This is a genomic window from Dermatophilus sp. B7861-1, from assembly GCF_058996045.1.
On the sequence record NZ_CM180082.1, the window covers coordinates 1,068,310 to 1,090,431 of the forward strand.

The 22,122-nt window shown below is 59.7% G+C and carries 18 protein-coding genes; 14 read left to right on the top strand and 4 right to left on the bottom strand.

Features of this window, described 5'->3' with window-relative positions; all coding sequences use genetic code 11:
- The first annotated feature begins 41 nt into the window (after positions 1 to 41).
- Positions 42 to 1,142, top strand: coding sequence for a glycine cleavage system aminomethyltransferase GcvT (gene gcvT, locus AC2T9U_RS04775; RefSeq protein WP_493696778.1), 1,101 nt, complete (start codon positions 42 to 44; stop codon positions 1,140 to 1,142).
- 74 nt (positions 1,143 to 1,216) lie between these two features.
- Here the strand turns inward: gcvT and AC2T9U_RS04780 are convergent, their stop codons facing one another.
- Together AC2T9U_RS04780 and AC2T9U_RS04785 are read right to left on the bottom strand one after the other, a co-directional pair.
- The gene (locus AC2T9U_RS04780) at positions 1,217 to 1,993 is read right to left on the bottom strand and encodes an adenosylcobinamide-GDP ribazoletransferase (RefSeq protein ID WP_493696779.1); all 777 of its coding nucleotides are present in this window, start codon (positions 1,991 to 1,993) and stop codon (positions 1,217 to 1,219) included.
- Positions 1,993 to 2,619, bottom strand: coding sequence for a bifunctional adenosylcobinamide kinase/adenosylcobinamide-phosphate guanylyltransferase (locus tag AC2T9U_RS04785; protein ID WP_493696926.1), 627 nt, complete (start codon positions 2,617 to 2,619; stop codon positions 1,993 to 1,995). The genes AC2T9U_RS04780 and AC2T9U_RS04785 overlap by 1 nt, the downstream gene beginning before the upstream one ends.
- Positions 2,620 to 2,744: 125 nt before the next feature.
- On the opposite strand from AC2T9U_RS04785, the gene AC2T9U_RS04790 reads away from it, so the two are divergent.
- Entirely contained in the window at positions 2,745 to 3,728 is a 984-nt protein-coding gene (locus AC2T9U_RS04790; RefSeq protein ID WP_493696780.1) for a cobalamin biosynthesis protein, read from the top strand.
- Positions 3,725 to 5,209, top strand: a complete 1,485-nt coding sequence (locus tag AC2T9U_RS04795) for a cobyric acid synthase (RefSeq protein ID WP_493696781.1) — start codon at positions 3,725 to 3,727, stop codon at positions 5,207 to 5,209. The genes AC2T9U_RS04790 and AC2T9U_RS04795 overlap by 4 nt, the downstream gene beginning before the upstream one ends.
- Positions 5,210 to 5,223: 14 nt before the next feature.
- Here the strand turns inward: AC2T9U_RS04795 and AC2T9U_RS04800 are convergent, their stop codons facing one another.
- Together AC2T9U_RS04800 and AC2T9U_RS04805 are read right to left on the bottom strand one after the other, a co-directional pair.
- Positions 5,224 to 5,871, bottom strand: a complete 648-nt coding sequence (locus AC2T9U_RS04800) for a TIGR03085 family metal-binding protein (protein ID WP_115030565.1) — start codon at positions 5,869 to 5,871, stop codon at positions 5,224 to 5,226.
- Between the two features lie 44 nt (positions 5,872 to 5,915).
- The gene (locus AC2T9U_RS04805) at positions 5,916 to 7,361 is read right to left on the bottom strand and encodes a GGDEF domain-containing protein (RefSeq protein ID WP_493696782.1); all 1,446 of its coding nucleotides are present in this window, start codon (positions 7,359 to 7,361) and stop codon (positions 5,916 to 5,918) included.
- A gap of 174 nt (positions 7,362 to 7,535) precedes the next feature.
- Here AC2T9U_RS04805 and AC2T9U_RS04810 point away from each other — a divergent pair, with 174 nt between their 5' ends.
- The 11 genes from AC2T9U_RS04810 to AC2T9U_RS04860 all read left to right on the top strand — a co-directional run bounded on the left by AC2T9U_RS04810 (position 7,536) and on the right by AC2T9U_RS04860 (position 21,994).
- Complete coding sequence (locus tag AC2T9U_RS04810) at positions 7,536 to 9,071, top strand: anthranilate synthase component I (protein ID WP_493696927.1); 1,536 nt, start codon at positions 7,536 to 7,538, stop codon at positions 9,069 to 9,071.
- The gene (locus AC2T9U_RS04815; protein WP_493696783.1) at positions 9,068 to 9,598 is read left to right on the top strand and encodes a Trp biosynthesis-associated membrane protein; all 531 of its coding nucleotides are present in this window, start codon (positions 9,068 to 9,070) and stop codon (positions 9,596 to 9,598) included. Before AC2T9U_RS04810 ends, AC2T9U_RS04815 begins: the two co-directional genes overlap by 4 nt.
- Before the next feature lie 221 nt (positions 9,599 to 9,819).
- A complete protein-coding gene (locus AC2T9U_RS04820; protein ID WP_147279201.1) occupies positions 9,820 to 10,065 on the top strand; it encodes an HGxxPAAW family protein in 246 nt (81 codons plus the stop codon).
- Positions 10,066 to 10,166: 101 nt separating this feature from the next.
- Positions 10,167 to 10,988 carry an indole-3-glycerol phosphate synthase TrpC gene (trpC, locus tag AC2T9U_RS04825; RefSeq protein ID WP_493696784.1) on the top strand — a complete coding sequence of 274 codons (822 nt, stop codon included), beginning with the start codon at positions 10,167 to 10,169 and terminating at the stop codon, positions 10,986 to 10,988.
- A 62-nt stretch (positions 10,989 to 11,050) separates the two neighbouring features.
- The gene (gene trpB / locus AC2T9U_RS04830) at positions 11,051 to 12,238 is read left to right on the top strand and encodes a tryptophan synthase subunit beta (RefSeq protein WP_493696928.1); all 1,188 of its coding nucleotides are present in this window, start codon (positions 11,051 to 11,053) and stop codon (positions 12,236 to 12,238) included.
- On the top strand, positions 12,238 to 13,059 hold the full coding sequence (trpA, locus tag AC2T9U_RS04835) for a tryptophan synthase subunit alpha (protein WP_115030557.1): 822 nt from the start codon (positions 12,238 to 12,240) through the stop codon (positions 13,057 to 13,059). Before trpB ends, trpA begins: the two co-directional genes overlap by 1 nt.
- A gap of 99 nt (positions 13,060 to 13,158) precedes the next feature.
- Complete coding sequence (locus tag AC2T9U_RS04840) at positions 13,159 to 13,704, top strand: DoxX family protein (RefSeq protein WP_493696785.1); 546 nt, start codon at positions 13,159 to 13,161, stop codon at positions 13,702 to 13,704.
- Positions 13,705 to 13,872: 168 nt separating this feature from the next.
- Positions 13,873 to 14,664, top strand: coding sequence for a DsbA family protein (locus AC2T9U_RS04845; protein ID WP_115030555.1), 792 nt, complete (start codon positions 13,873 to 13,875; stop codon positions 14,662 to 14,664).
- Positions 14,665 to 14,833: 169 nt separating this feature from the next.
- Positions 14,834 to 15,715, top strand: a complete 882-nt coding sequence (gene lgt / locus AC2T9U_RS04850) for a prolipoprotein diacylglyceryl transferase (protein ID WP_493696786.1) — start codon at positions 14,834 to 14,836, stop codon at positions 15,713 to 15,715.
- A 296-nt stretch (positions 15,716 to 16,011) separates the two neighbouring features.
- The gene (gene gltB, locus AC2T9U_RS04855) at positions 16,012 to 20,544 is read left to right on the top strand and encodes a glutamate synthase large subunit (RefSeq protein WP_493696787.1); all 4,533 of its coding nucleotides are present in this window, start codon (positions 16,012 to 16,014) and stop codon (positions 20,542 to 20,544) included.
- Positions 20,537 to 21,994: a glutamate synthase subunit beta gene (locus tag AC2T9U_RS04860; protein WP_493696788.1), complete on the top strand. Its 1,458-nt coding sequence runs from the start codon at positions 20,537 to 20,539 to the stop codon at positions 21,992 to 21,994. The genes gltB and AC2T9U_RS04860 overlap by 8 nt, the downstream gene beginning before the upstream one ends.
- Positions 21,995 to 22,122 lie beyond the last annotated feature (128 nt).

A 22,122-nucleotide genomic window follows, 5' to 3' on the forward strand; every position in this document is an offset into this window, starting at 1 on the left:
TGTAGCTGCGCCAAAACGCCCACGGCCCTAACGTGACCCCTATGAGCGAAGACAAACTCTCCCCAATCCACGACGAACACCTCGCCCTCGGCGCCAAAATGGCCGACTTCTCCGGCTGGCTCATGCCCATCGAATACGCAGGCGGAGGAGTCCTCACCGAACACGCAGCAGTACGCGAACACGTCGGCATCTTCGACGTCAGTCACCTCGGCAACGCCACCGTCAAAGGACAAGGCGCCTTCGACTTCGTCAACTCCTGTTTCACCAACGACCTACGCAAAATCGGCCCCGGCAAAGCCCAATACACAATGTGCTGCAACGAAACCGGCGGCGTAGTCGACGACCTCATCCAATACGTCCGAGCCGAAGACGACATCCTCCTCATCCCCAACGCCGCCAACACCAGCGAAGTCGTCCGCCTCCTCACCGAAGCCGCCCCCGAAGGCATCACCGTCACCAACGAACACACCGACTACGCCATCATCGCCGTCCAAGGCCCCGACAGCCCCAAAGTCCTCACCACCATGGGCCTACCCACCGACATGGAATACATGTCCTTCGAACAGGCAGAACACAACGGCATCCCCATGACCGTCTGCCGCACCGGCTACACCGGCGAAAAAGGCTACGAACTCGTCTGCCCCTGGGACAAAGGCGCAGACCTATGGCGCGAACTGCTCAAAGCCATCGAACCCTTCAACGGCCGCCCCTGCGGACTCGGCGCTCGCGACACCCTCCGCATGGAAATGGGCTACGCCCTCCACGGCCACGAACTCAACCTCGACATCACCCCCAACATGGCCCGCGCCGTCTGGGCCATCGGATGGGACAAACCCACCTTCTGGGGCAAAGGCTTCCTCACCACCCAGCGCGCAGAGAAAAAAGCCCGCCTCTCCTGGGGCCTGCTAGTCCAAGACAAAGGCATCCCGCGCCAAGACTGCGAAATCCTTGACGCCGACGGAAACGTCATCGGCGTTGTCACATCAGGAACCATGTCCCCCTCACTCAAACAAGGCATCGCCCTGGGCCTGATCGACCGCGGCATCAAAGCCGGCGACGAGGTATTCATCGCCGTACGCAACCGCAAGCTGAAAGCCATCGTGCAGCGCCCACCCTTCGTTGAAACCGGCGTCGCCGACTGATCCACCCCTACCCAACAATGAGGGTGCGAATCGGAACTACCCGGTCCGCACCCTCACCGGTTTCCACCCCCACATCACGAAGCAGCCACAAGCACTGCCCCCGCAACCAACGCAACACTCAAAGAAATCTCCACTCCCGCACCAAGAACATCACCAGTCATCCCACCTAGCCGCGCCCGCGCATGACGCAACAACAACAACACAGCCACCACTCCCACCCCGAACACAACCAGACCATGCCACCAACCGCCCCCACAAACATGAGTAACCAACGCACTACCAGCCGCAATCACCACCGACACAGCCGCCAACGCCACCGGCGAAACAGAACCGGCCACAGTAGCCCCCAACCCCGAAGACGAAGCCGCCGGATACCCACGCCGACACCCCCACGCCAACGACGCCCGCGACACCACCACCGCCACCACAGACAAAACCAAACCCGCACCACTTTGCACCAAAGCAACAAGCGCACTGAACTGCACCAAAACACTCAAAACCACAGCAGCCACACCACTAGGGCCAATATCGCTGCGCTTCATCACATCAAGAGCCTTCGCGCGGTCATACGACGCCGACAGCCCATCAGCCGTATCAGCCAAACCATCCAGATGCATCCCCCGGCTCGAAACAGCAAGAACAGCAAGCAACAACGCAGCCATCACCGCAGGAGACACAGACAAAAAAGACCCCACCCACACCCCCAACCCCATCAACACAAGCAACGGCACAAGAACCACCGGAGCAATCAACATCGCTCCCGCAGCCACCCGAGCATCAATATTTCTCGGAGGCGGCACACGCCACGTCGTCAACGTCCCAAACGCCAAACACAACACATCACGCACCATCACGCACCCCTACGACCAAACCGCGCATTTCCCCACCCCATCGCCACATCATCGACCGTAGGAAACCCCGACAAATCCACCACCCGACCAGCAACAACCAACGCCATCCGGTCCGCAACAGCAGACGCACACTGATTCACCTGACCAAGCGCATCTCGGAAAAGCCGCCCCGACGCATGAGCCGGAACCACCCCCAAGCCCACCTCATTCGACACCAAAATCACATCGACCCCCGCACCACCGGTCAACTCCAACGCACTACCCAACCGCGCACACCCCTGCTCCACCACACCCATTGCCTGACCCCGCTCACCCCACGCCCCCGCATCGTCAATAAGCCGAGTAGTCCACGTGCCCAAACAATCAACTAAAACAGCCCCGCGCCCACCTGCAGACTCACCGGCGACAGAGCTGATAGCCCCCGGAACATCACCAGTCTCACGCGTCACCCAATGAGTCGGCCGGCGCAACTGATGCGCCCTCACCCGCTCCCGCCACTCAGCATCCTGCGGAGCCACCGGATCCGGAACCGGCCCAGGAGCCACATACGTGACCCGCTCATACGCCCCAGCCAGCCGCTCAGCCAAACGACTTTTCCCGCTACGAACACCGCCTAGAACCAGCATTACCGTCACGAAAAGTCACGCTCCCAGCGCTCAACGAAGGATCCTGACCCCGAGCCTACGACGCACCACCGCGCAGATGGCGTGGGCGAGCGCACACGTCACCTATATACGGGCAAAATGTGTGTGTGAGTAGATCCGTAGCGGTTGGCCTATGCCTGGGGTACGTAGCAGACCGGATTCTGGGAGATCCTCCCCGACACCACCCCGTGGCATGGTTTGGACAGCTAGCCACAACAACCGAAAAACGCATATGGGCCAACAGTCGCAAGCACGGGATCCTCTACACATCATTACTGCTCACCGCAGTGACCGGAACTGCCCTGGCTATCAACTCCCAAACCCGTTCCCCCTGGCAACGCTGTTTACTCACCGCCGCTAGCACCTGGGTCGCTCTTGGGGGTAAATCTCTTGAAGCAGAAGGCGAAGCAATGGCCACTCGCCTGGACACAGCGGCCATCTCAGGTGACCTCACCGCGGCCCGGGAACGCCTCTCGCACCTGTGTAGTCGCGATGCAAGTGCCCTCACCGCCGATGAGCTCGCACGCGCAACAGTGGAATCACTGGCTGAAAACACATCGGATGCTGTCACTGGCGCAGTCTTTTGGGGGGCTGTAGCTGGCGTACCGGGCATAGTCCTGTATCGCGCAGCCAACACTCTCGATGCAATGGTCGGATACCGCAGCGACCGTTACGAGAAATTCGGGTGGGCCTCTGCACGCCTGGACGATCTGCTCAATTACCTCCCCGCTAGGGTTACCGCAGCGGTCACAGTCGCTATCGCTCCAGCCTTTGGAGGCTACGCGGCAGTGACCAGAGCTTGCCGGGCATGGCGGCATGACGCCCCTGCTCACCCCAGCCCCAACGCGGGCCCGGTTGAAGCCACCGCAGCCGGTGTATTGGGAGTTTCTCTAGGCGGTACCAACACGTATGCCGGTAGCCGGGAAACACGCGGCAAGCTTGGAACAGGGCCAGCTCCAGTCGTGGATGACGTACGCCGCGCCATCACCCTCACTCGCGCGGTAGCTGCAACAGCTACCGCGGCCTGTGTAGCCCTTGCATGGGTGCTGCCTGGCCGACGCCGCATTACTACCCCCAGGAGCACGCTGTGACCGCTCATGGCCTTCTTGTTGCCGGAACGACCTCTGATGCAGGAAAAAGCCTGCTCGTGGCCGGGATGTGTCGCTATTTTTCGCGACAAGGAGTGCGTGTAGCTCCGTTTAAGTCCCAGAACATGTCCAACAACTCCATGGTCACACCCGACGGTGTAGAGATTGGGCGTGCGCAGTGGCTGCAAGCGTTGGCTGCTCGCGCCGTTCCAGAAGCGGCGATGAACCCGGTGCTATTGAAGCCGGGGACAGATCGAACGAGCCACGTTGTTCTTATGGGGCGGCCGCATGGACGCCTGGGGACGGGTGAGTGGGCCACGGGGCGTCGGGAGTTAGCTGCAGCGGCGTATGAAGCATGGGATGACCTTGCCTCTCGCTACGAGGTGGTCATTGCTGAGGGAGCTGGCAGCCCTGCTGAGGTGAATCTTCGGGCTGGTGATTACGTCAACTTCGGTTTGGCTGCAGAGAAGTCCCTTCCGGTGGTTGTTGTTGGGGATATTGATCGCGGTGGCGTTTTGGCTGCGATGTACGGCACCTGGGGGATTGTTGATGCTCAGGACAGGGCTCGGATTACTGGCTGGATAGTTAACAAGTTCCGTGGTGACGAGGCGCTGTTGCGTCCGGGATTGGACATCCTGCACGAGCGCACCGGTGTGCCGGTGTTGGGAGTGGTGCCGTGGCTGGCAGATGCGTGGCTAGATGGTGAGGATGCTTTGACCATAGGGGCATTCGAGCGATCCGGAGCAGGTGCCGATAAGGCATGCCAGGATCGGCTGACGGTTGCTGTGGTCGCGTTGTCCCGTATTTCGAACTCTACGGATGTGGATGCTTTCGCGGCGGAGCCAGGCGTCGATGTGACGGTGACGCGCGATCCGGATGTGCTGGCTCGGGCTGATCTGCTTGTCTTGCCCGGGTCGCGGTCCACGCTTGCTGATCTGTCGGGTTTGCGTGCTGATGGTTTGGATGAGGTGGTGGCGCAGCGGGCTCGTGTGGGGCGCCCGGTGCTGGGTATCTGTGGCGGGTATCAGATGCTTGCTGAGCGGGTCATTGATCAGGAGTGTGTGGAGGCGCCTAGTCCGGTGAACGTGGAGGGGTTGGGGCTTCTTCCGGTGCAGGTGGTGTTTACCGCGCAGAAGCATTTGGGAACTCCGCGTGGTGTGTGGCGTGGCGCTGAGGTTGGTGGGTACGAGATTCATCATGGAACGCCGGTTTTCACTGCTCCTGTGGGTGAGGGGGATGGCGAGGCGTTTCTTGATGGGGTGCGTCGTGGTGGGGTGTTTGGGACGCATTGGCATGGTGCGTTTGAGAATGATGCGTTTCGGCGTGTGTTTTTGGCGGAGGTTTCTTCGCGGGTGGGTAAGGGGTGGGTGGCGTCTTCGTCGTTGGGTTTTGCTTCGCGTCGGGAGAGGATGCTTGATGCGGTGGCGGATGCGTTGACTGAACACCTTGTTCCCGGGTCACTGGAGCGTGTGCTTGGGTTGTGACCCGGGGTGTGGGTTTATAGGCCCAGTTCTAGTTCGCAAAAGGCGGTGATGGCTTCGCCTTCGCCGGTGATTTCTATGTCTGCTACGTGGGTGCGGCCGGTGGCGTAGAGGACGAGTTCGGAAGGTTCGCCGCGCAGTACGACTGTGCCGTTTTTGGTGGGGCGGTGGACGGCGCAGCGGCCGTGGGATGGTGTGACGAGAACGACGCCGGTGGGGGATTTGCGGAACATGAGTTGTCCGGCTTGTTTCAGGCGTGCCCATAGGGCGGTTTGCAGGTCGGCGTTGAGGGTGCGGGTGTGTTCGGGGGTCCAATCGGGGGCGGCTCGTAGGACGTCTTCGTGGTGGACGTAGAACTCGACGAGGTTGATGGCGTCGTCCATGTGTGGCAGACGGGTAGGGGACCAGCCGCGGGGGCCTTCTTGGACCATGTTGATGAGTTGGGGCCAGGCTTTTTCGGCGTATTCGTCTTGTACGCGTTGGGTGTGTTCGGCGACGGCGCTGAGCAGGACGCCTATGGCTGCGTCGGGGCGTCTTTCGCGTAGTACTACGTGTGCCGCGAGGTCTTTGGTTCTCCAGCCTTCGCAGAGGGTGGGCGCTTGTGGGCCGACTCGCATGAGGGTAGATGCGAACTGTTGTCGTTCGATTTTCGCCAGTCCGGTCATGGGGTCATTTTGTCAGGGTGCGGTGGTTTTGGTGTTGGTGATGTTTATGTGGCGATGGCCCATCTGCCTTTTCCTTGTTTTTTTGCGTTGTACATGGCTGCGTCGGCTTGGGCGAGGAGTTGTTGGGGGGTGCAGGTGGTTTCTGGGGTGGCTAGGGCGATGCCGATGGAGAAGGTTGCGGTCCAGGTGATGCCGTCGCGTAGGGGCAAGGGGGAGGTGAAGTGGTTGAGGATGCGTTCGGCGACGCTTTGTGCGTCTGCGGGGGTGAGGTTGTCGGCGATGATGACGAATTCGTCGCCGCCGTATCGGCCGACGATGTCTTCGGGGCGGGTGACGGAGGAGAGGATCGCGGCGATGTGGCGGAGTAGTTGGTCGCCGGTGTCGTGTCCGTGTTGGTCGTTGACGGATTTGAATTCGTCGAGGTCGAGGAAGATGACGGCGGTGGTGTTGTGTCGTTTTGGGGTGGTGTCGAGCAGTTTGTGGTTGAGGGCTTCGAGGGTGGCTGCTCTGTTGGGCAGGCCGGTGAGTTGGTCGTGTGTGGCGCGGTATGTGCTGTCTTTGACGGCGGTGTTGAGGTGGCCGAAGGTAATCCAGAGTCGTAATGCGATTAGGGCCAGGAGGGTGATGACGAGGAAAGCGCGGGCGAGTGCGTCGATGGTGTTGGTGGCGGGGGTTGCTGCTGCTAGGGCGGTGGGGGAGAGCGTGAGGGGTAGGAGGGCGATGTGTGTGCGGGGGGCGTGTTGGGGTGGGGGTGTGTAGGTGAATAGGCGTGGGAAGGTGGGGTGGATGACTACGACTGCCATGCCGAAGACGGTGAAGGCTTGTAGTGAGTCGAGGATGGCTGGTGTGTCGGATGGGGCGATGAGTTCGTAGGTGGACAGGGTTGCGTCGAGTGCGGTGACGGCGGTGAGTGTGCCGATGAGCCACCAGAGGCTGGTGGGTATGTTGCGGCGTTGGATGGCTAGGTGGGTGCTGAGGCTGAGTAGGAGAGTGTCCATGGCTGGGTAGGTGGCCATGATGAGGGCGTGGGGGAGGTCTTCGCCGCCGTGTACGGCGCCGCTGGCTACGGTCCAGAAGGCAAGGAATGTGGCGACGGCTGTGGCGAGAGCGTCGGTGAGCGCGGTGGCGCGGTGGGTGTGTCCGGCTGGGCGGGGGAGTTTGATGAGGCCGATGGCGAGGGCGAGGTAGGCCAGGAGGAAGACGTATTCGCTAAGCCAGAGTGGTCCGATGATGGTGTTTGAGGTGGCGGGGATGAGTTCGAGGATGCCGTCGAGGGTGAGGAGGATTCCGGGTATTGAGGCTAGGGCGGCGGTTTTGGGTTTGAGTTTGTGGCAGTGGGGTCCGATGGTGATGGTGATGGCGAATAGGAGCCAGACCAGGTCGAGGATGAGTTCGTTGTTGCTGTTGATTGCGGTGATTGCAGCGAGGGTGAGTCCGCTCCAGAAGAGGATTTTTTGTCGCGATGCTGTGGGGGACGCGATGGGTTCCACGTCCTCTCCTTCGAGTGTGTGTGGACTGTGCGTGAGTGAGGGGATTGCTCACTTTTACCATCTTGGGGTTGTTCTGGCGTGGGAGGTTGGGGTTGTGGCGTTTTGGGTGGTGTGTCGGGGCGGCAGAATGGGGGCGTGAGTGACGAGCGATGCAGTCAGCAGGGTGTTGGTGGGATGTCGGTGAGTGTTCCGCAGGTGGGGTGGGGTGTGACGTGGCCTGAGTTGTCGACTTTTGAGGAGCTTGCTGCGCGGCGGCGGGTGATTCCGGTGGTGCGGCGGGTGCTTGCTGATGGTGAGACGCCGTTGGGGGTGTATCGCAAGCTTGCGGGGGATGCTGCGGGGACGTTTTTGCTGGAGTCTGCTGAGCAGGGGCAGTGGGATCGTTATTCGTTTGTGGGGGTGTCGAGTCGGGCCACGTTGACGGAGAAGGATGGTCAGGCTTTTTGGTTGGGGTCTGCTCCGGCGGGGTTGCCGGTGGGTGGTGATCCGTTGGAGGCGTTGCGGGAGTCGTTGGCGTTGTTGGCTTCGGACCCGTTGGTGGGGCTTCCACCGATGACCTCTGCTTTTGTGGGGCATATCTCGTATGACGCGGTGCGGCGGTGGGAGTCCTCGGTTCCTGATGGCAATCCGGATGTGGTGCGGGTGCCGGAGTTGGCGATGAATTTGGTGGATGATCTGGCTGTTTTTGATCATTCGGATGGGTCGCTTCTGCTTGTTGCTAATGCCATTAATTGGGATGGCGGTGATGAGGGGATGGCTGATGCGTATGCGGGTGCTGTGGCGCGGTTGGACCGTATGGTGGCTGGTTTATCGCGGCCTGCGCCTAGTTCGGTGGCGGTGTTTGATACTCCTGTGCCGGAGCCGGTTTCGGATCGTACGGCGGAGGAGTTCGTGGCGATGGTGGAGGCTGCGAAGGAGCATATTCGGGCTGGTGATGCATTTCAGGTTGTGCCGAGTCATCGTTTTTCGATGTCGTGTGAGGCTGATGCGTTGGATGTGTATCGCGTGTTGAGGGCGAGTAATCCGAGTCCGTATATGTACATGTTTCGGTTTGAGCGTCCGGATGGCAGTCGGTATGACGTGGTGGGGTCTAGTCCGGAGGCGTTGGTTCGGGTGACGGGGGATCGGGTGATTACGCATCCGATTGCGGGGTCGCGTCCGCGGGGGGTAACTCCTGTGCAGGATCAGCGTTTGGAGGAGGAGCTTTTAGCTGATCCGAAGGAGCGTGCTGAGCATGTGATGCTTGTGGATTTGGCGCGTAATGATCTGCAGCGTGTGTGTCGTGCGGGCACGGTTGATGTTGTGGAGTTCATGAGGGTGCGTCGGTATAGCCACGTTATGCACATTGAGTCGAGTGTGGAGGGGGTGTTGCAGCAGGGGAAGGGTGCGTATGACGCTTTGGTGGCTACTTTCCCGGCGGGGACGTTGTCGGGTGCTCCTAAGCCCAGTGCGATGCGGATTATTGATGAGCAGGAGGTGAGCCGTCGGGGGTTGTATGGCGGGGTTGTGGGATATCTGGATGTGCATGGTGATGTGGATGTGGCGATTGCTATTCGTACGGCTTTGTTGAGTGGTGGGCAGGCGCATGTTCAGGCGGGGGCGGGGGTTGTTGCTGATTCGGTTCCTGAGTTGGAATATCAGGAGACGGTAAGTAAGGCGATGGCTGTGTTGCGTGCGGTTGCTGCTGCTTCGACGATGGGGTGCCCGTGAGTGTGGATGTGTCTGGTTCTGGTGGGGTTGTGTGGGCTCGTAAGGGTGTTGTTCTTACTGCGGGGTTAGTTGCGCATGCGGTGGTTGCTGTGGTGACGCAGGTGCCGTGGACTGTTGATGCAGGGGTGGGGCCTGCGGGTGCGGTGACGTTGACGGGGGCGCAGGTGGCTCCGGGTGTGTTGGCGATGGCGTTGGCGGGGTTGGCTGCTGGTGCCTTTGGTGCGTTTACACAGGGGGTGTGGGCGCGGTGTGCTGGTGGGTTGGTGTGTGCCACGGGAGCTGGAGTGGCGGTGTTGGCGGGGGTGGCTGTAGCTGGTGGGGCTGTGGCTGGTGTTGCTGGGTGGGTTGCTGTGGCTGGGGGAGTAGTTGCGTGTGTGGCAGGTGGGGTTGGTGCGTGTGTGGCTGGCAGGTGGGGTCGTGCGTCGTCGCGGTTTTCTTCGCCGGCTGGTGTTGATGCTGGTGGAGGTGGAGGTGATGCGGTCTCGGATTGGGATGCGTTGAGTCGGGGTGAGGATCCGACGGTGTGAGTGGATGTTGGCGTGGCGCGCCGGTCCTGGTGAAGGCGGTGCGGGGATATGGTTTCGGCTGTAACAATTGAGTGTGGTTGGGTGTTACGTGCTGTGGCGCGCTATCTGGTTGTTCTGGATAACGCATGACTGGTGGCGTGGCGCCGATTATGTAGTGGAAACCCAATATGCAGATTCGTGGGGCGTAGGGCCTCGCATTGTCAGGAGAGTGGAGATTTCCGATGAGTCATCAGGCCCCTGAGCCCGTCCAGCAGAGCACTCACGCTGAGCCTGGGCATGGCAACACTCCTGCGGCGTGGACGGGTACGGTGATTTTGCTCGTGGCGTCTGCTCTTATTTCTTTGGGCATGGTGTTGGGGCAGTCGTGGATGTGGATAGTTGGTGTTGTGGGTGTGGTGGCTGGTGTCGTGGTGTGGGCTGCGATGAACCGCATGGGCTTTAATCAGGAAAAACCGCACGGTCATTGATTTTTGGTGTTGGTGGGTGGCTCGTCGCCGGGCGGGTTTGGTGGCGGGCCGCTCGCTGAGACGATTCAGCGGGTTTTTCTGTGACGGCTACCCTGTCGAGGGTGGGTACCGTTCTTGACGAGATCATCGCAGGGGTCGTAGAGGACCTGTCTGAACGTAAGCGTGCTGTTTCACTGGAGGAGCTCAAAGACGTTGCTGCTTCACGGGATTCAGCGTTGAACGCTGAGGCTGCGTTGCGTGGTGACGGTAATGGTGTCGCAGTGATCGCGGAGGTGAAGCGGTCAAGTCCGAGTAAGGGGGCGTTGGCAGCGATTGCTGATCCCGCTGCGTTGGCGGTGGAGTATGAGTCTGGTGGGGCCTCGATGGTCAGTGTTTTGACTGAGCAGCGACGTTTTGGTGGCAGTTTGGCCGATTTAGAGGCGGTGCGGGCCAGGGTTGATGTTCCGCTGCTTCGTAAAGATTTTGTGGTGGATCCGTATCAGTTGTGGGAGGCGCGGGCTTACGGCGCGGATGCGGTGTTGTTGATCGTGGCGGCTTTGGGGCAGGAGCAGCTGATCAGTTTAGTGGAGCGGACGCATTCGCTGGGGATGACGGCGTTGGTAGAGGTTCATGATGAGGCAGAGTGTGAGCGTGCGGTGATTGCTGGGGCCAGGGTGGTGGGGGTTAATAACCGTAATTTGAAAACGTTGAGGGTTGATCGGAGTACGTTTGCGCGGGTGGTTTCGGTGATTCCTTCTGGGGTTGTGAAGGTGGCTGAGTCTGGGGTACGGGGGCCGTATGACGTGATGGATTTTGTTCGTGATGGAGCAGACGCGGTGTTGGTGGGGGAGTCGTTGGTGACGGGGGGAGACCCACGTGGTGCGGTGCGTGACCTTGTCGCGGCCGGTGCGCATCCGTCTACGCAGGGAAAGATTGGTCGGTGAATCGCGTGTCTGTGCAGGGTGATGACGTTCCGGGGCGTTTTGGCGCTTATGGCGGTAGGTATATGCCTGAGGCGCTGGTTGCGGCGCTGGATGAAGTCGACGTTCAATGGCGAAAAGCTCAGGAAGACCCGGAGTTTGTGGCCGAGTTGGAGCGTTTGCAGCGTGAGTATGTGGGCCGCCCGAGCGTTGTGACGGAGGTGGCGCGTTTTGCTGAGCATTGCGGCGGTGCGCGGGTGTTCCTTAAGCGTGAGGATTTGAATCACACGGGTTCGCACAAGATTAACAATGTGCTTGGGCAGGCGTTGTTGACCAAGCGAATGGGGAAGACTCGCATTCTCGCTGAGACAGGTGCTGGCCAGCATGGTGTTGCTACTGCTACGGCTGCAGCGCTGATGGGGCTGGAGTGCGTGGTGTATATGGGGGAGAAGGACACGCAGCGGCAGGCTCTGAATGTGGCGCGGATGCGGTTGCTTGGTGCCGAGGTGATCGCGGTTACGCATGGCAGTCGCACGCTTAAGGATGCGATTAATGAGGCGTTGCGCGACTGGGTTGCGCATGTGGACAGCACGCATTACGCCTTGGGCACGGTGACTGGGCCACACCCGTTCCCGGAGATGGTTCGAGATTTCCAGCGGATTATTGGGATTGAGGCGCGGCAGCAGATTGTGGACAAGGTTGGGCGTCTGCCGGATGCGGTGTGTGCATGTGTAGGTGGCGGATCGAACGCGATGGGTGTTTTTCACGCTTTTGTCCCTGATGAGCAGGTGCGGTTGTACGGGTTCGAGGCTGGTGGCCGCGGTGTGGAGACGGGTAAGCATGCTGCGCGTTTTAGTGGTGGGGCCCCTGGTGTTTTGCATGGTGCGGCGACATATGTGTTGCAGGATCCTGACGGGCAAACGATTGATTCGTTTTCTGTTTCGGCGGGGTTGGATTACCCGAGCGTGGGGCCAGAGCATGCGTATCTGCATGATTCGGGTCGTGCCACGTATGCGCCGATCACAGATGAGGAAGCGATGGAGGCGTTCAGGCTGTTGAGCCGGACTGAGGGCATCATCCCAGCTATTGAGAGTTCTCATGCGTTAGCTGGCGCCATGAAGGTGGGGCGTGAGTTGGGCTCGGAGGCAGTGATTCTGGTCAATCTGTCGGGGCGTGGCGATAAAGATGTGGATACGGCTGCGAGTTGGTTCGGCATGCTCCCGGATTCTGGTGCAGGTGGCAGTGAAGGCGTTGCGGGGCAGGGGGGGCGCTGATGAGTGTGGCTGAGTCGGGGCAGGCGCGTTTGGACAATGTTTTTGCGCGGACGTCTCAAGAGGGCCGGGCTGCTCTTGTGGCGTATTTCCCGGTGGGGTATCCGAAGGTGGAGGACTCTTTAGATGTGTTCACCACCTTGGTGGATAACGGCGCCGACGTCGTTGAGGTGGGGCTTCCGTACAGTGATCCGGTGCTTGATGGTCCAGTGATTCAGCTGGCTGGGGACATAGCCAGGGAGAATGGGGTACGGACCCGCGATGCGTTCACTGCGGTGCGTACGGTTGTTGCTGCCGGTGGCACTGCGGTGGTTATGACGTACTGGAACCTTGTTCTCCACTACGGGGTGGAGCAGTTCGCTGCCGATTTGGCTGAGGCTGGCGGCAGTGGGTTGATCATCCCTGATTTAACTCCAGATGAGGCCGGTGCTTGGTTGGCTGCTGCTGACAAGTATGGGTTGGCTCCTATTTTTCTCGTGGCTCCTTCGAGTACACCGCAGCGATTGGCGATGACGACGGGGCATTGCCGTGGATTTGTGTATGTGGCTTCGACGATGGGTGTGACAGGGGTTCGCTCCAGCGTGGGTGATCCAGCGCGTGAGCTTGTGCAGCGCGCTCGTGCAGTTACGCACGCCCCGTTGGCGGTGGGGTTGGGGGTTTCTAACCGTGAGCAGGCAGCTGAGATCGCTGGCTATGCTGATGGAGTAATTGTGGGGTCGGCGTTGGTGAAATGTGTCGATGCGCAGCAACCTCTTGCCCAGAGCTTGCCTGCGCTGGCTGAGCTGACTCGTCAGCTTTGTGCTGGTGTGCGTGAAGGACGCTGAATATCCCGTGACAACTGTCACGGGAATTGTTGGGGGAGCGTTGGTCGTTTCTTTCTCGGAGCGCGCCGGCGCGTGTGAAAGTAACGATCAGGAGTGGCAGTGAACGACCCTGCAGTGGATGAACAAACGCGGTTAAGTCGACAAGAAAATTCTGGTGATGCCACCGCTGGCGACCGGTTGGCTCGGTACTCGCCGTGGATTGGCTTGGTGGCTCGGTTCGTGCTGGGTGGGGCGTTTTTGCTGGCCGGGTTCTCGAAGATTTTTACCCCTTTAACCTCGGCTCGGTCGGTGCAGGCGTATCAGATCTTCCCCTTTGAGGTGGCTGCTGCCATCGGGTACGCCTTGCCGGTGGTGGAGATTGCATTGGGGTTGCTGATTGTGTTCGGGTTGTTCACGCGGTGGACTGCTTTGTTGGGCACGGTTATCATGGTGATTTTCATCATTGGGATCGCCTCGGCGTGGGCGCGCGGGTTGACGATTGACTGTGGCTGTTTCGGTGATGGCGGGTTTGTAGAGCCGGGGAAAACGAAATACCCGCAAGATATTGCCCGGGACGTGGTTTTTGTTGCCGCTGGCGCCTGGCTGTTGTGGCGCCCGGTCACAGCTCTTTCTCTTGATGCGTGGTTGTCGCGGCGCGCAGGTTGAAAGTTTGACTGATTGGGTACGTCGCTGGGAATCTCTAGCTTCGTTTCGTAGTTCAATCATTACTTCGTAGTTGAATCAGTACGGGGCGACCGCTACGCCGTCATATCGGACGGGTGCTGGCGAGGCGCGCTGCGCTCCGCTACTCCCACACGCAGGAGAACCAAACACATGGCTTCAAAGCAGCCTTCCTCGAGCCGGGCAGAGAAAATCGCCGCGGCCGCACCGAAGAAGTCAAAAGCGACGCCGGTGATCGCTGCCGTGATCGTGGTTGCGGTGGTCGCTGGAGTGGCTTGGGCGATTTTCGCAGGGATGCAATCGAATTCGAGCGATTCTTCAGCTTCTTATCCGATCCCTAAGGGCATAGAAGGTCCTGCTGGTGGAGTCGTAGTTAACGCAGACAAGGCCAACCCGAAGGCTCCGACTCTGGACATTTACGAAGACCCGCAGTGCCCGGCATGTGCTTTCGCGGAGAAGGCTTTGGGTCCGGCTGTGGCGCAGATTCGTGACGCAGGGTCGGCAAAAGTCACCTATCACGTAAAAACATTCTTGGACGACAATCTTCGCAATGATTCGTCGAAACGGGCAGGTAATGCCCTCATGTGCTCCGTCGATGCTGGCAAGTTCGTTCAGTATCACGACACCCTCTTCGCAGAAAAGAACCGTCCTGTAGAAGAAGGACAGGGCTGGACTGATGCTCAGCTGCAGCAGTACGCCACCGACTCGGGAATTAGCGGAAACGAGTTGCAAACGTGGAAGAGCTGCTTCTCTGATGATCGCTACGGCAAGTACCTCAAAGCGGTCGAAGAACGCACCAGCCGTGATGACAAGATTGCAGGGACGCCCACCTACCGTCTGAACGGTAAAGACTTCGAGCTTAAACAAACAACGACGGGTGAAGACCTCATCAACGCGGTGACCGCCGCTGGCGGCAAACCTGCCGGAACGAAGCCGACCAACTGATCCACCGCGCGCCGTTCTTGGCCATCGTGGTGAAAGCAGCAGAATTACCCAGGCGGGTACAGGACACCCTGTACCCGCCTGGGGCTTATCCGGTAGGTTCGCCACACCCCACCGACGACCATCCCCGCTGCGGGGAGAATACTGAACAATCCAGGAGTTCCTCGTGCTGATGAGTATCCCGAGTCCAGAACAGGCCGTGTGGTTTCTCGGCCCGGTGCCTATCCGGGCCTACGCGCTGTGCATCCTGCTGGGTGTAGTGATCGCGGCCTGGTGGACATCGAAACGACTCGCTGCGCGCGGTGAAGACTCAGATGCGATGTGGGACATCACGATGTGGGCCGTAGTGTTCGGCATCATCGGTGGCCGCATCTACCACGTGTTCTCTACGCCTGCTCCGTACTGGGGTCCCAACGGCAATCCTTGGAATGCTTTCAAGGTATGGGAAGGCGGGCTCGGGATTTGGGGTGCAGTCGCCTTAGGGGCTGTGGGCGTGTGGCTTGGCTGCCGCCAGACAAAGGTGTCGTTCCTCGCCGTGGCCGAGAGCGTTGCTCCTGCGCTACCCCTGGCTCAAGCCATTGGTCGCTTCGGTAACTGGTTTAACAATGAACTGTATGGAGCTGCCACGGATCTTCCGTGGGGTTTGCAGATTCATGCCTGGGATTTCGCTGCAGGTCGGGCACAGGTTGGGCCAGATGGTCACGCACTGATTGTGGGGACGTTCCATCCCACGTTCCTCTACGAGGCGTTGTGGTGTGCGGCGCTTTCGCTTGTGCTGGTGGGGATTGAGAAGGCTCGCCGGGGGAGGGGAGCCCCGGGGCAGCTGTTCGCGGCGTACATCATGGGGTATACGTTGGGGCGAGTCTGGATCGAGTATTTACGTATTGACACAGCCGAGATTGTTTTTGGGCTGCGCCTCAACGTATGGACGTCGATCATTGTGTTCGTATTCGGCGCGGTGTTGTGGTGGATGCTGGGACGCCGCCATCGCACCACCAGCCAGACTGACAAGAGCGGGAAAGAAATTTCTTCAGAGGAAAAACCTGCGCAGTGATGTCCGACGTGTGAGCGGTGTTTCTCCCACAAAACTTCCATGTTTCGGTCTCGTTAATCATCGCTCCGGTGGGCGAGATACGGCACCGGGCCTGCGTTGACGTCCCCTAGTATCCAAACGGCGGTTCGCATCCTCGAACTCTGTACCCGAGCTCGAGGTGATTCATGTGGCTTACTGGAGCGCTTGCACGTGCCCAAGGCCCTGAACAGTGCGGCCGCGTGACGGACAGTGACGTCCGAAAACCCCCGCCTGGGACGCAGCGGCGCTCCCCTTCATGCCATAGGACGGTGAATCCCGTGTCCGTTCTGCCTTTTTCCGCCCTACCCGAGCGTGACGGTCTTTACGATCCGCGTCACGAGCACGATGCCTGCGGTGTCGCGATGGTCGCCACGTTACGTGGCACACCTGGCCACGACATCGTGCGACACGCGGTTACCGCGCTGGTCAACCTGGATCACCGCGGCGCTACTGGCGCTGACCCGCTCGTGGGTGATGGTGCAGGCATTTTGATGCAGGTGCCGGACCGGTTCTTCCGTGACGTTGCTGGTGTGGAGCTGCCTGAGCGCGGCCACTACGTTGCCGGCTTCGCTTACCTTCCTGCTGACCTCAGTGGATCAGCCGACGCCCGCGCCGGCATCACACGCATCGCTACCGAAGAAGGACTAGAAGTCCTGGGGTGGCGAGAAGTGCCCACGAACCCAGATGTTTTGGGCGCAATGAGCCGTGAAGTCATGCCTTCTTTCTGGCAGGTTTTCCTCGCGCCGAGTGATAAAGAGAATCATGGTTTAGCTCTAGAACGCTTGGCTTTTTGCCTGCGCAAACGTGCCGAACATGAGCTGGATAACGTCTACTTCCCGTCGCTTTCCAGCCGCACGCATGTCTATAAAGGCATGCTCACCACGATGCAGTTGCCGGAGTTTTTCCCGGATCTGTCTGATGAACGTGTTGAATCCGAGTTGGCCATCGTGCACTCTCGTTTCTCCACAAACACGTTCCCTAGCTGGACTTTGGCTCACCCGTTCCGGTTGATCGCGCACAATGGTGAGATCAACACGGTGCGGGGTAACCGTAACTGGATGCGTGCCCGCGAAAGCTTGCTCGCCTCGGATGCCTTCGGTCCCAACATTGAGCGTTTGTTCCCCATTTGCACCCCTGGAGCATCAGACTCAGCCAGCTTCGATGAGGTCCTCGAACTGCTGCATCTGGCGGGGCGTTCTCTCCCGCATGCCATGCTCATGATGATTCCTGAGGCGTGGGAGAACAACACGGCGATGTCTGCTGATCGGCGCGCCTTCTACCAGTTCCACTCCATGTTTATGGAGCCCTGGGACGGCCCGGCCTCTGTGACATTCACGGACGGGTCTGTGCTGGGTGCGGTCTTGGACCGTAATGGGCTTCGCCCCTCCCGTTACTGGGTCACAGACGATGGTCTCGTTGTGCTCGGCTCGGAAGCTGGGTTGTTGGATATTGACGAAGAACGGATCGTCACGCGTGGCCGCGTTGCCCCTGGCCACATGTTTTTGCTCGATACCGCTGAAGGGCGGATCATCCCTGATGAGGAGATCAAGTCCCAGCTTGCTTCGGCGCACCCCTACCAGGAATATGTGAAAGATCAGGTCATTCACTTGGCTGATCTGCCTGAACGTGAACACGTGTTCCACACGCCGCGGTCCGTGGCGCGGCGGCAGCAGGCGTTCGGGTACACCCAAGAAGATTTGCGCCTCATTCTGCAGCCAATGGCCCTCAACGGGGCTGAAGCTATCGGCTCGATGGGAACCGACACGCCTATGGCGGTTCTGTCTTCGCGTCCTCGGCTGCTTTTCGACTACTTCCAGCAGCTGTTCGCGCAGGTCACGAACCCGCCGCTTGATGCGATTCGTGAAGAGATGGTGACGAGCCTGCAAGCGACGCTGGGCCCGCAGGTTAATCCGTTGGCAACGGACCCGCAGCACGCTCACCAGATCGCTATCGACTTCCCCATCCTGGATAACGATGATCTGGCAAAGATTGTCCACATCGACGCTGACTCGGATACTCCAGGTGAAGCCACAGTTGTGGTTTCTGGGCTCTACGAGGTTGCTGGTGGGGGAGCGGCGTTGAAGAAACGCCTAGACCTGATCTTCAACGAGGTCACGACCGCTATCAGCCGAGGGGCCCGGTATGTCGTGATCTCTGACCGTGACTCTGATGCCAATCACGCCTCGATCCCCTCGCTGCTGCTCACTGCGGCAGTGCACCACCACCTGGTCCGCACAAAAGACCGTATGAAGGTCAGCCTCATCGTTGAGGCTGGAGACGTGCGTGAAGTTCACCATGTGGCCACCCTCATCGGGTATGGCGCTGCGGCGGTGAACCCATACCTGGCGATCGAGACCGTGGAAGACATGGTCCGGCGAGGCGCGATCCGTGGGGTGAGCGCAGAAACCGCGAGCAAGAACGTCATTAAGGCGCTCGGTAAAGGCCTGTTGAAGGTCATGTCGAAGATGGGTATTTCTACGGCAGCTTCCTACCGTGGGGCGCAGATCTTCGAGTGCATCGGGTTGGCTGAAGATCTGGTTGAGGCGTACTTCACTGGAACCACCACAGTTTTGGGTGGCATCGGTCTTGAGGAGATCGCTCGCGAGGTAGCTGACCGGCACGCGGTTGCTTACCCCCGCGATGGGATCAGCCCGACCCACCGTCTGCTGCCGGTGGGTGGGGAGTACCAGTGGCGCCGTGAAGGGCCGCCGCACTTGTTTGACCCCGAGACGGTGTTCCGGCTGCAGCACGGCACCCGTGAACGTCGTTACGACATCTTCAAGCAGTACACGACTCGGGTGAATGAGCAGGCCGAGCGGCTTATGACGCTGCGTGGTTTGTTCCGGCTTCGCACGGATCTTCGTCCTTCTGTCCCGATTGACGAGGTTGAGCCTGTTTCAGAAATCGTGAAACGGTTCAGCACTGGTGCGATGAGCTACGGGTCGATCAGCCGTGAGGCACACGAAACTCTCGCGATCGCTATGAACCGTTTGGGTGGCCGCTCAAACACCGGTGAGGGCGGGGAAGATCCGGAGCGGCTGCAGGATCCGCAGCGGTGCAGCGCTATCAAGCAGGTTGCTTCTGGGCGTTTCGGTGTGACGAGTTTGTACTTGTCGAAGGCGAAAGACATCCAGATCAAGATGGCGCAGGGCGCTAAGCCAGGCGAGGGCGGTCAGCTACCGGGACCGAAGGTGTACCCGTGGGTGGCAACTACCCGCCACAGCACCCCGGGTGTTGGACTTATTTCACCGCCGCCGCATCACGACATCTACTCGATCGAGGATCTCAAGCAGCTCATCCACGATGTGAAGAACGCCAACCCGGTGGCTCGTGTTCACGTGAAGTTGGTTTCTGAGATTGGTGTGGGCACTGTCGCTGCGGGGGTGTCGAAAGCGTTCGCAGATGTGGTGCTGATTTCTGGGCACGATGGTGGCACGGGTGCCGCGCCGTTGACGTCGTTGAAGCACGCAGGCGGGCCGTGGGAGTTGGGCCTTGCTGAGACTCAACAAACCTTGGTGAAGAACGAATTGCGTGACCGCATCGTCGTGCAGGTTGATGGCCAGTTGAAAACGGGCCGTGACGTGGTGATCGCTGCGCTACTGGGGGCCGAAGAGTTCGGTTTTGCTACCGCTCCGTTGGTGGTTTCTGGGTGCGTGATGATGCGAGCCTGCCAGAAGGACACGTGCCCGGTAGGTATCGCTACACAGAACCCTGAACTGCGGCAGCGGTTCTCCGGTAAGCCGGAGTTCGTAGTGACGTTCTTCGAGTACATCGCTCAGGAAGTTCGTGAGCTTTTGGCAGAGCTGGGGTTCCGGTCTATTGATGAGGCTATTGGTCAGGCTTCTGTGCTGGAGATGCAGCAGGCAGTTGACCATTGGAAAGCTTCTGGCCTGGATTTGAGCCCGATTCTTCGTGAAGCGGTGCCGGTTTCGGGGGAGCGTCGCGCTGTGCGTGAGCAGCAGCATGGTCTTGAGCGCGCGTTGGACAATTCGCTGATTGCTCAGGCCAGGGAGGTTATCGACTCAGGTGGCCGTGTCGTTATTTCTTCACAGATCCGCAATACGCACCGCACGGTGGGCACCATGCTTGGCCATGAGGTGACAGCTGCGCATCCGTTCGGCATGGATGAGGACAGCATTCATGTGGACTTCACTGGTTGTGCGGGCCAGTCGTTTGGTGCGTTTGTTCCTCGGGGAATCACTCTCGCTCTTACTGGTGAGGCCAATGATTATGTCGCTAAGGGGCTTTCTGGTGGTCGAGTGGTTGTGCGCCCTGCAGGAGCGGCTGCCGCGACGGATGTCATTGCCGGGAACGTGATCGGTTACGGAGCCACGAGCGGGGAAATTTTCTTGCGCGGCACGGTCGGTGAGCGTTTCTGTGTGCGTAACTCCGGCGCAGAGGCAGTTGTTGAGGGAGTCGGCGATCACGGGTTGGAGTACATGACCGGTGGGGTTGCGCTCATCCTCGGTCCTACCGGCCGGAACTTGGCTGCTGGTATGTCCGGTGGTTTGGGTTTTGTGCTGGATCTTGACCCTGGGGTGGTTAATGGTGAGTTCGTTGACGTGGTTCCGCTGCGTGAGAGCGACGATGAGTTGGTTCTTGATTTGCTGCGTCGGCATGTGGAGCAGACTGGGTCACCGTTAGCGGATTCGTTGGTTGCGGATTGGGCTGCTGCGCGTGCCCGGTTCTCTCTTATCCTTCCTCGCGCTTATCAGCGCGTCCTCGATGTTCGTGCTGAGGCCGAACGTGAGGGTCTCGACGTCGACGGCTCCGAGGTGTGGGGTCGCATCTTGGAGGTGTCCCATGGCTGATCCGCGTGGCTTTTTGACGAAGCGGGAGCGTGAGCTGCCGCAGCGGCGACCGGTTCCATTGCGGTTGATGGACTTCAAAGAGGTCTATGAGCCGTTCCCGGTGGAGTCTTTGCAGGAGCAGGCTGGGCGGTGCATGGATTGCGGTATCCCGTTCTGCCATAACGGTTGCCCGTTGGGGAATTTGGTTCCGGAGTGGAACAACTTCGCTTGGGAGGGGCGTTGGGATGCGGCTATTGAGCGGCTGCATGCCACGAATAACTTCCCGGAGTTCACGGGACGTTTGTGCCCTGCGCCGTGCGAGTCGGCGTGTGTGTTGGGTGTTAATCAACCTGCGGTGACGATTAAGCAGGTGGAGCAGACGGTGATCGAGCGGGCGTTTGAGAGCGGTCAAGTGTTGCCGCACCCGCCGGAGCGTTTGTCTGGCCGCACTGTTGCGGTGGTGGGGTCTGGGCCTGCGGGGTTGGCTGCTGCGCAGCAGCTCACACGGGCTGGGCACACGGTGGCGGTGTTCGAGCGGGCTGATAAGGCTGGCGGTTTGCTGCGGTATGGCATTCCGGAGTTCAAACTGGAAAAGTCGGTTCTTGATCGACGTTTGGCGCAGATGCGGGCTGAGGGGACACGGTTCCGTACGGGCGTGAACGTGGGTGTGGATCTGACTGGTCAGGATTTGCGTCGGCGTTATGACGCGGTTGTTCTTGCGGTGGGTTCCACTAAGCCACGTGGCTTGATGGTTCCGGGGACTGAGCTCAATGGTGTGCATCAGGCAATGGAGTATCTGCCGCAGGCGAATCGTTCGAGTGTGGGGCAGTCGGTGGATGGGCAGATCCTTGCTACGGGTAAGGATGTGGTCATCATCGGTGGTGGTGACACGGGTGCTGACTGTGTTGGTACGGCCCTGCGTCAGGGCGCGAAATCGGTGACGAGTCTTGAGATTATGCCGCAGCCGGGGCAAGAACGTCCGGCGCATCAGCCGTGGCCGACGTATCCGACTGTTTTCCGTGTTGCTAGTGCGCATGAGGAGGGCGGTGAACGCGTCTATTCAGTGAGTACCACGGAGATCCTTGATGATGGCCAGGGCAATGTTGCTGGTCTGAAGGTTGTTGAGGTGGTGCTGGAGGATGGGCGCTTTGTGCCTGTGGAAGGCACGGAGCGGGTCATTGATGCGCAGCTTGTTCTGCTGGCGATGGGTTTTGTGGGCCCCGAGAGTGACGGGATTGTTTCTCAGCTGGGTATCGCTCTGGATGAGCGGGGCAATATGCGTCGGGATCAGAACTTTATGACGCAGGTTCCGGGAGTGTTCTCTGCTGGTGACGCTGGTAGGGGGCAGTCGCTTATTGTGTGGGCTATTGCTGAGGGACGGTCGGTAGCGGCTGCGGTGGATGCGTGGCTGACGGGCGGCACGATGTTGCCGCGTCCGATTTCACCGACGGATCGGCCTTTGCTTGTCTGAGTGCTCTCGTGAGTGTGTTGCGGGGTGTGAAACAGTGTTCTGTCTCACACCCCGCAGTATTTTTATTAGATACATCATGCAATAAATGCGGAAAATCGTTTTCATATGCGCATTCGCGCAATTTATTG

Excerpts from the sequence above, each read along its gene's own strand:
- AC2T9U_RS04860 (WP_493696788.1), top strand. The coding sequence starts at position 20,537 with ATGGCTGATCCGCGTGGCTTTTTGACGAAGCGGGAGCGTGAGCTGCCG.
- lgt (WP_493696786.1), top strand. The coding sequence starts at position 14,834 with ATGAGTATCCCGAGTCCAGAACAGGCCGTGTGGTTTCTCGGCCCGGTG.
- AC2T9U_RS04845 (WP_115030555.1), top strand. The coding sequence starts at position 13,873 with ATGGCTTCAAAGCAGCCTTCCTCGAGCCGGGCAGAGAAAATCGCCGCG.
- gcvT (WP_493696778.1), top strand. The coding sequence starts at position 42 with ATGAGCGAAGACAAACTCTCCCCAATCCACGACGAACACCTCGCCCTC.
- trpB (WP_493696928.1), top strand. The coding sequence starts at position 11,051 with ATGCCTGAGGCGCTGGTTGCGGCGCTGGATGAAGTCGACGTTCAATGG.
- AC2T9U_RS04785 (WP_493696926.1), bottom strand. The coding sequence starts at position 2,619 with ATGCTGGTTCTAGGCGGTGTTCGTAGCGGGAAAAGTCGTTTGGCTGAG.
- AC2T9U_RS04780 (WP_493696779.1), bottom strand. The coding sequence starts at position 1,993 with ATGGTGCGTGATGTGTTGTGTTTGGCGTTTGGGACGTTGACGACGTGG.
- AC2T9U_RS04820 (WP_147279201.1), top strand. The coding sequence starts at position 9,820 with ATGAGTCATCAGGCCCCTGAGCCCGTCCAGCAGAGCACTCACGCTGAG.
- AC2T9U_RS04810 (WP_493696927.1), top strand. The coding sequence starts at position 7,536 with ATGTCGGTGAGTGTTCCGCAGGTGGGGTGGGGTGTGACGTGGCCTGAG.
- trpA (WP_115030557.1), top strand. The coding sequence starts at position 12,238 with ATGAGTGTGGCTGAGTCGGGGCAGGCGCGTTTGGACAATGTTTTTGCG.
- AC2T9U_RS04800 (WP_115030565.1), bottom strand. The coding sequence starts at position 5,871 with ATGACCGGACTGGCGAAAATCGAACGACAACAGTTCGCATCTACCCTC.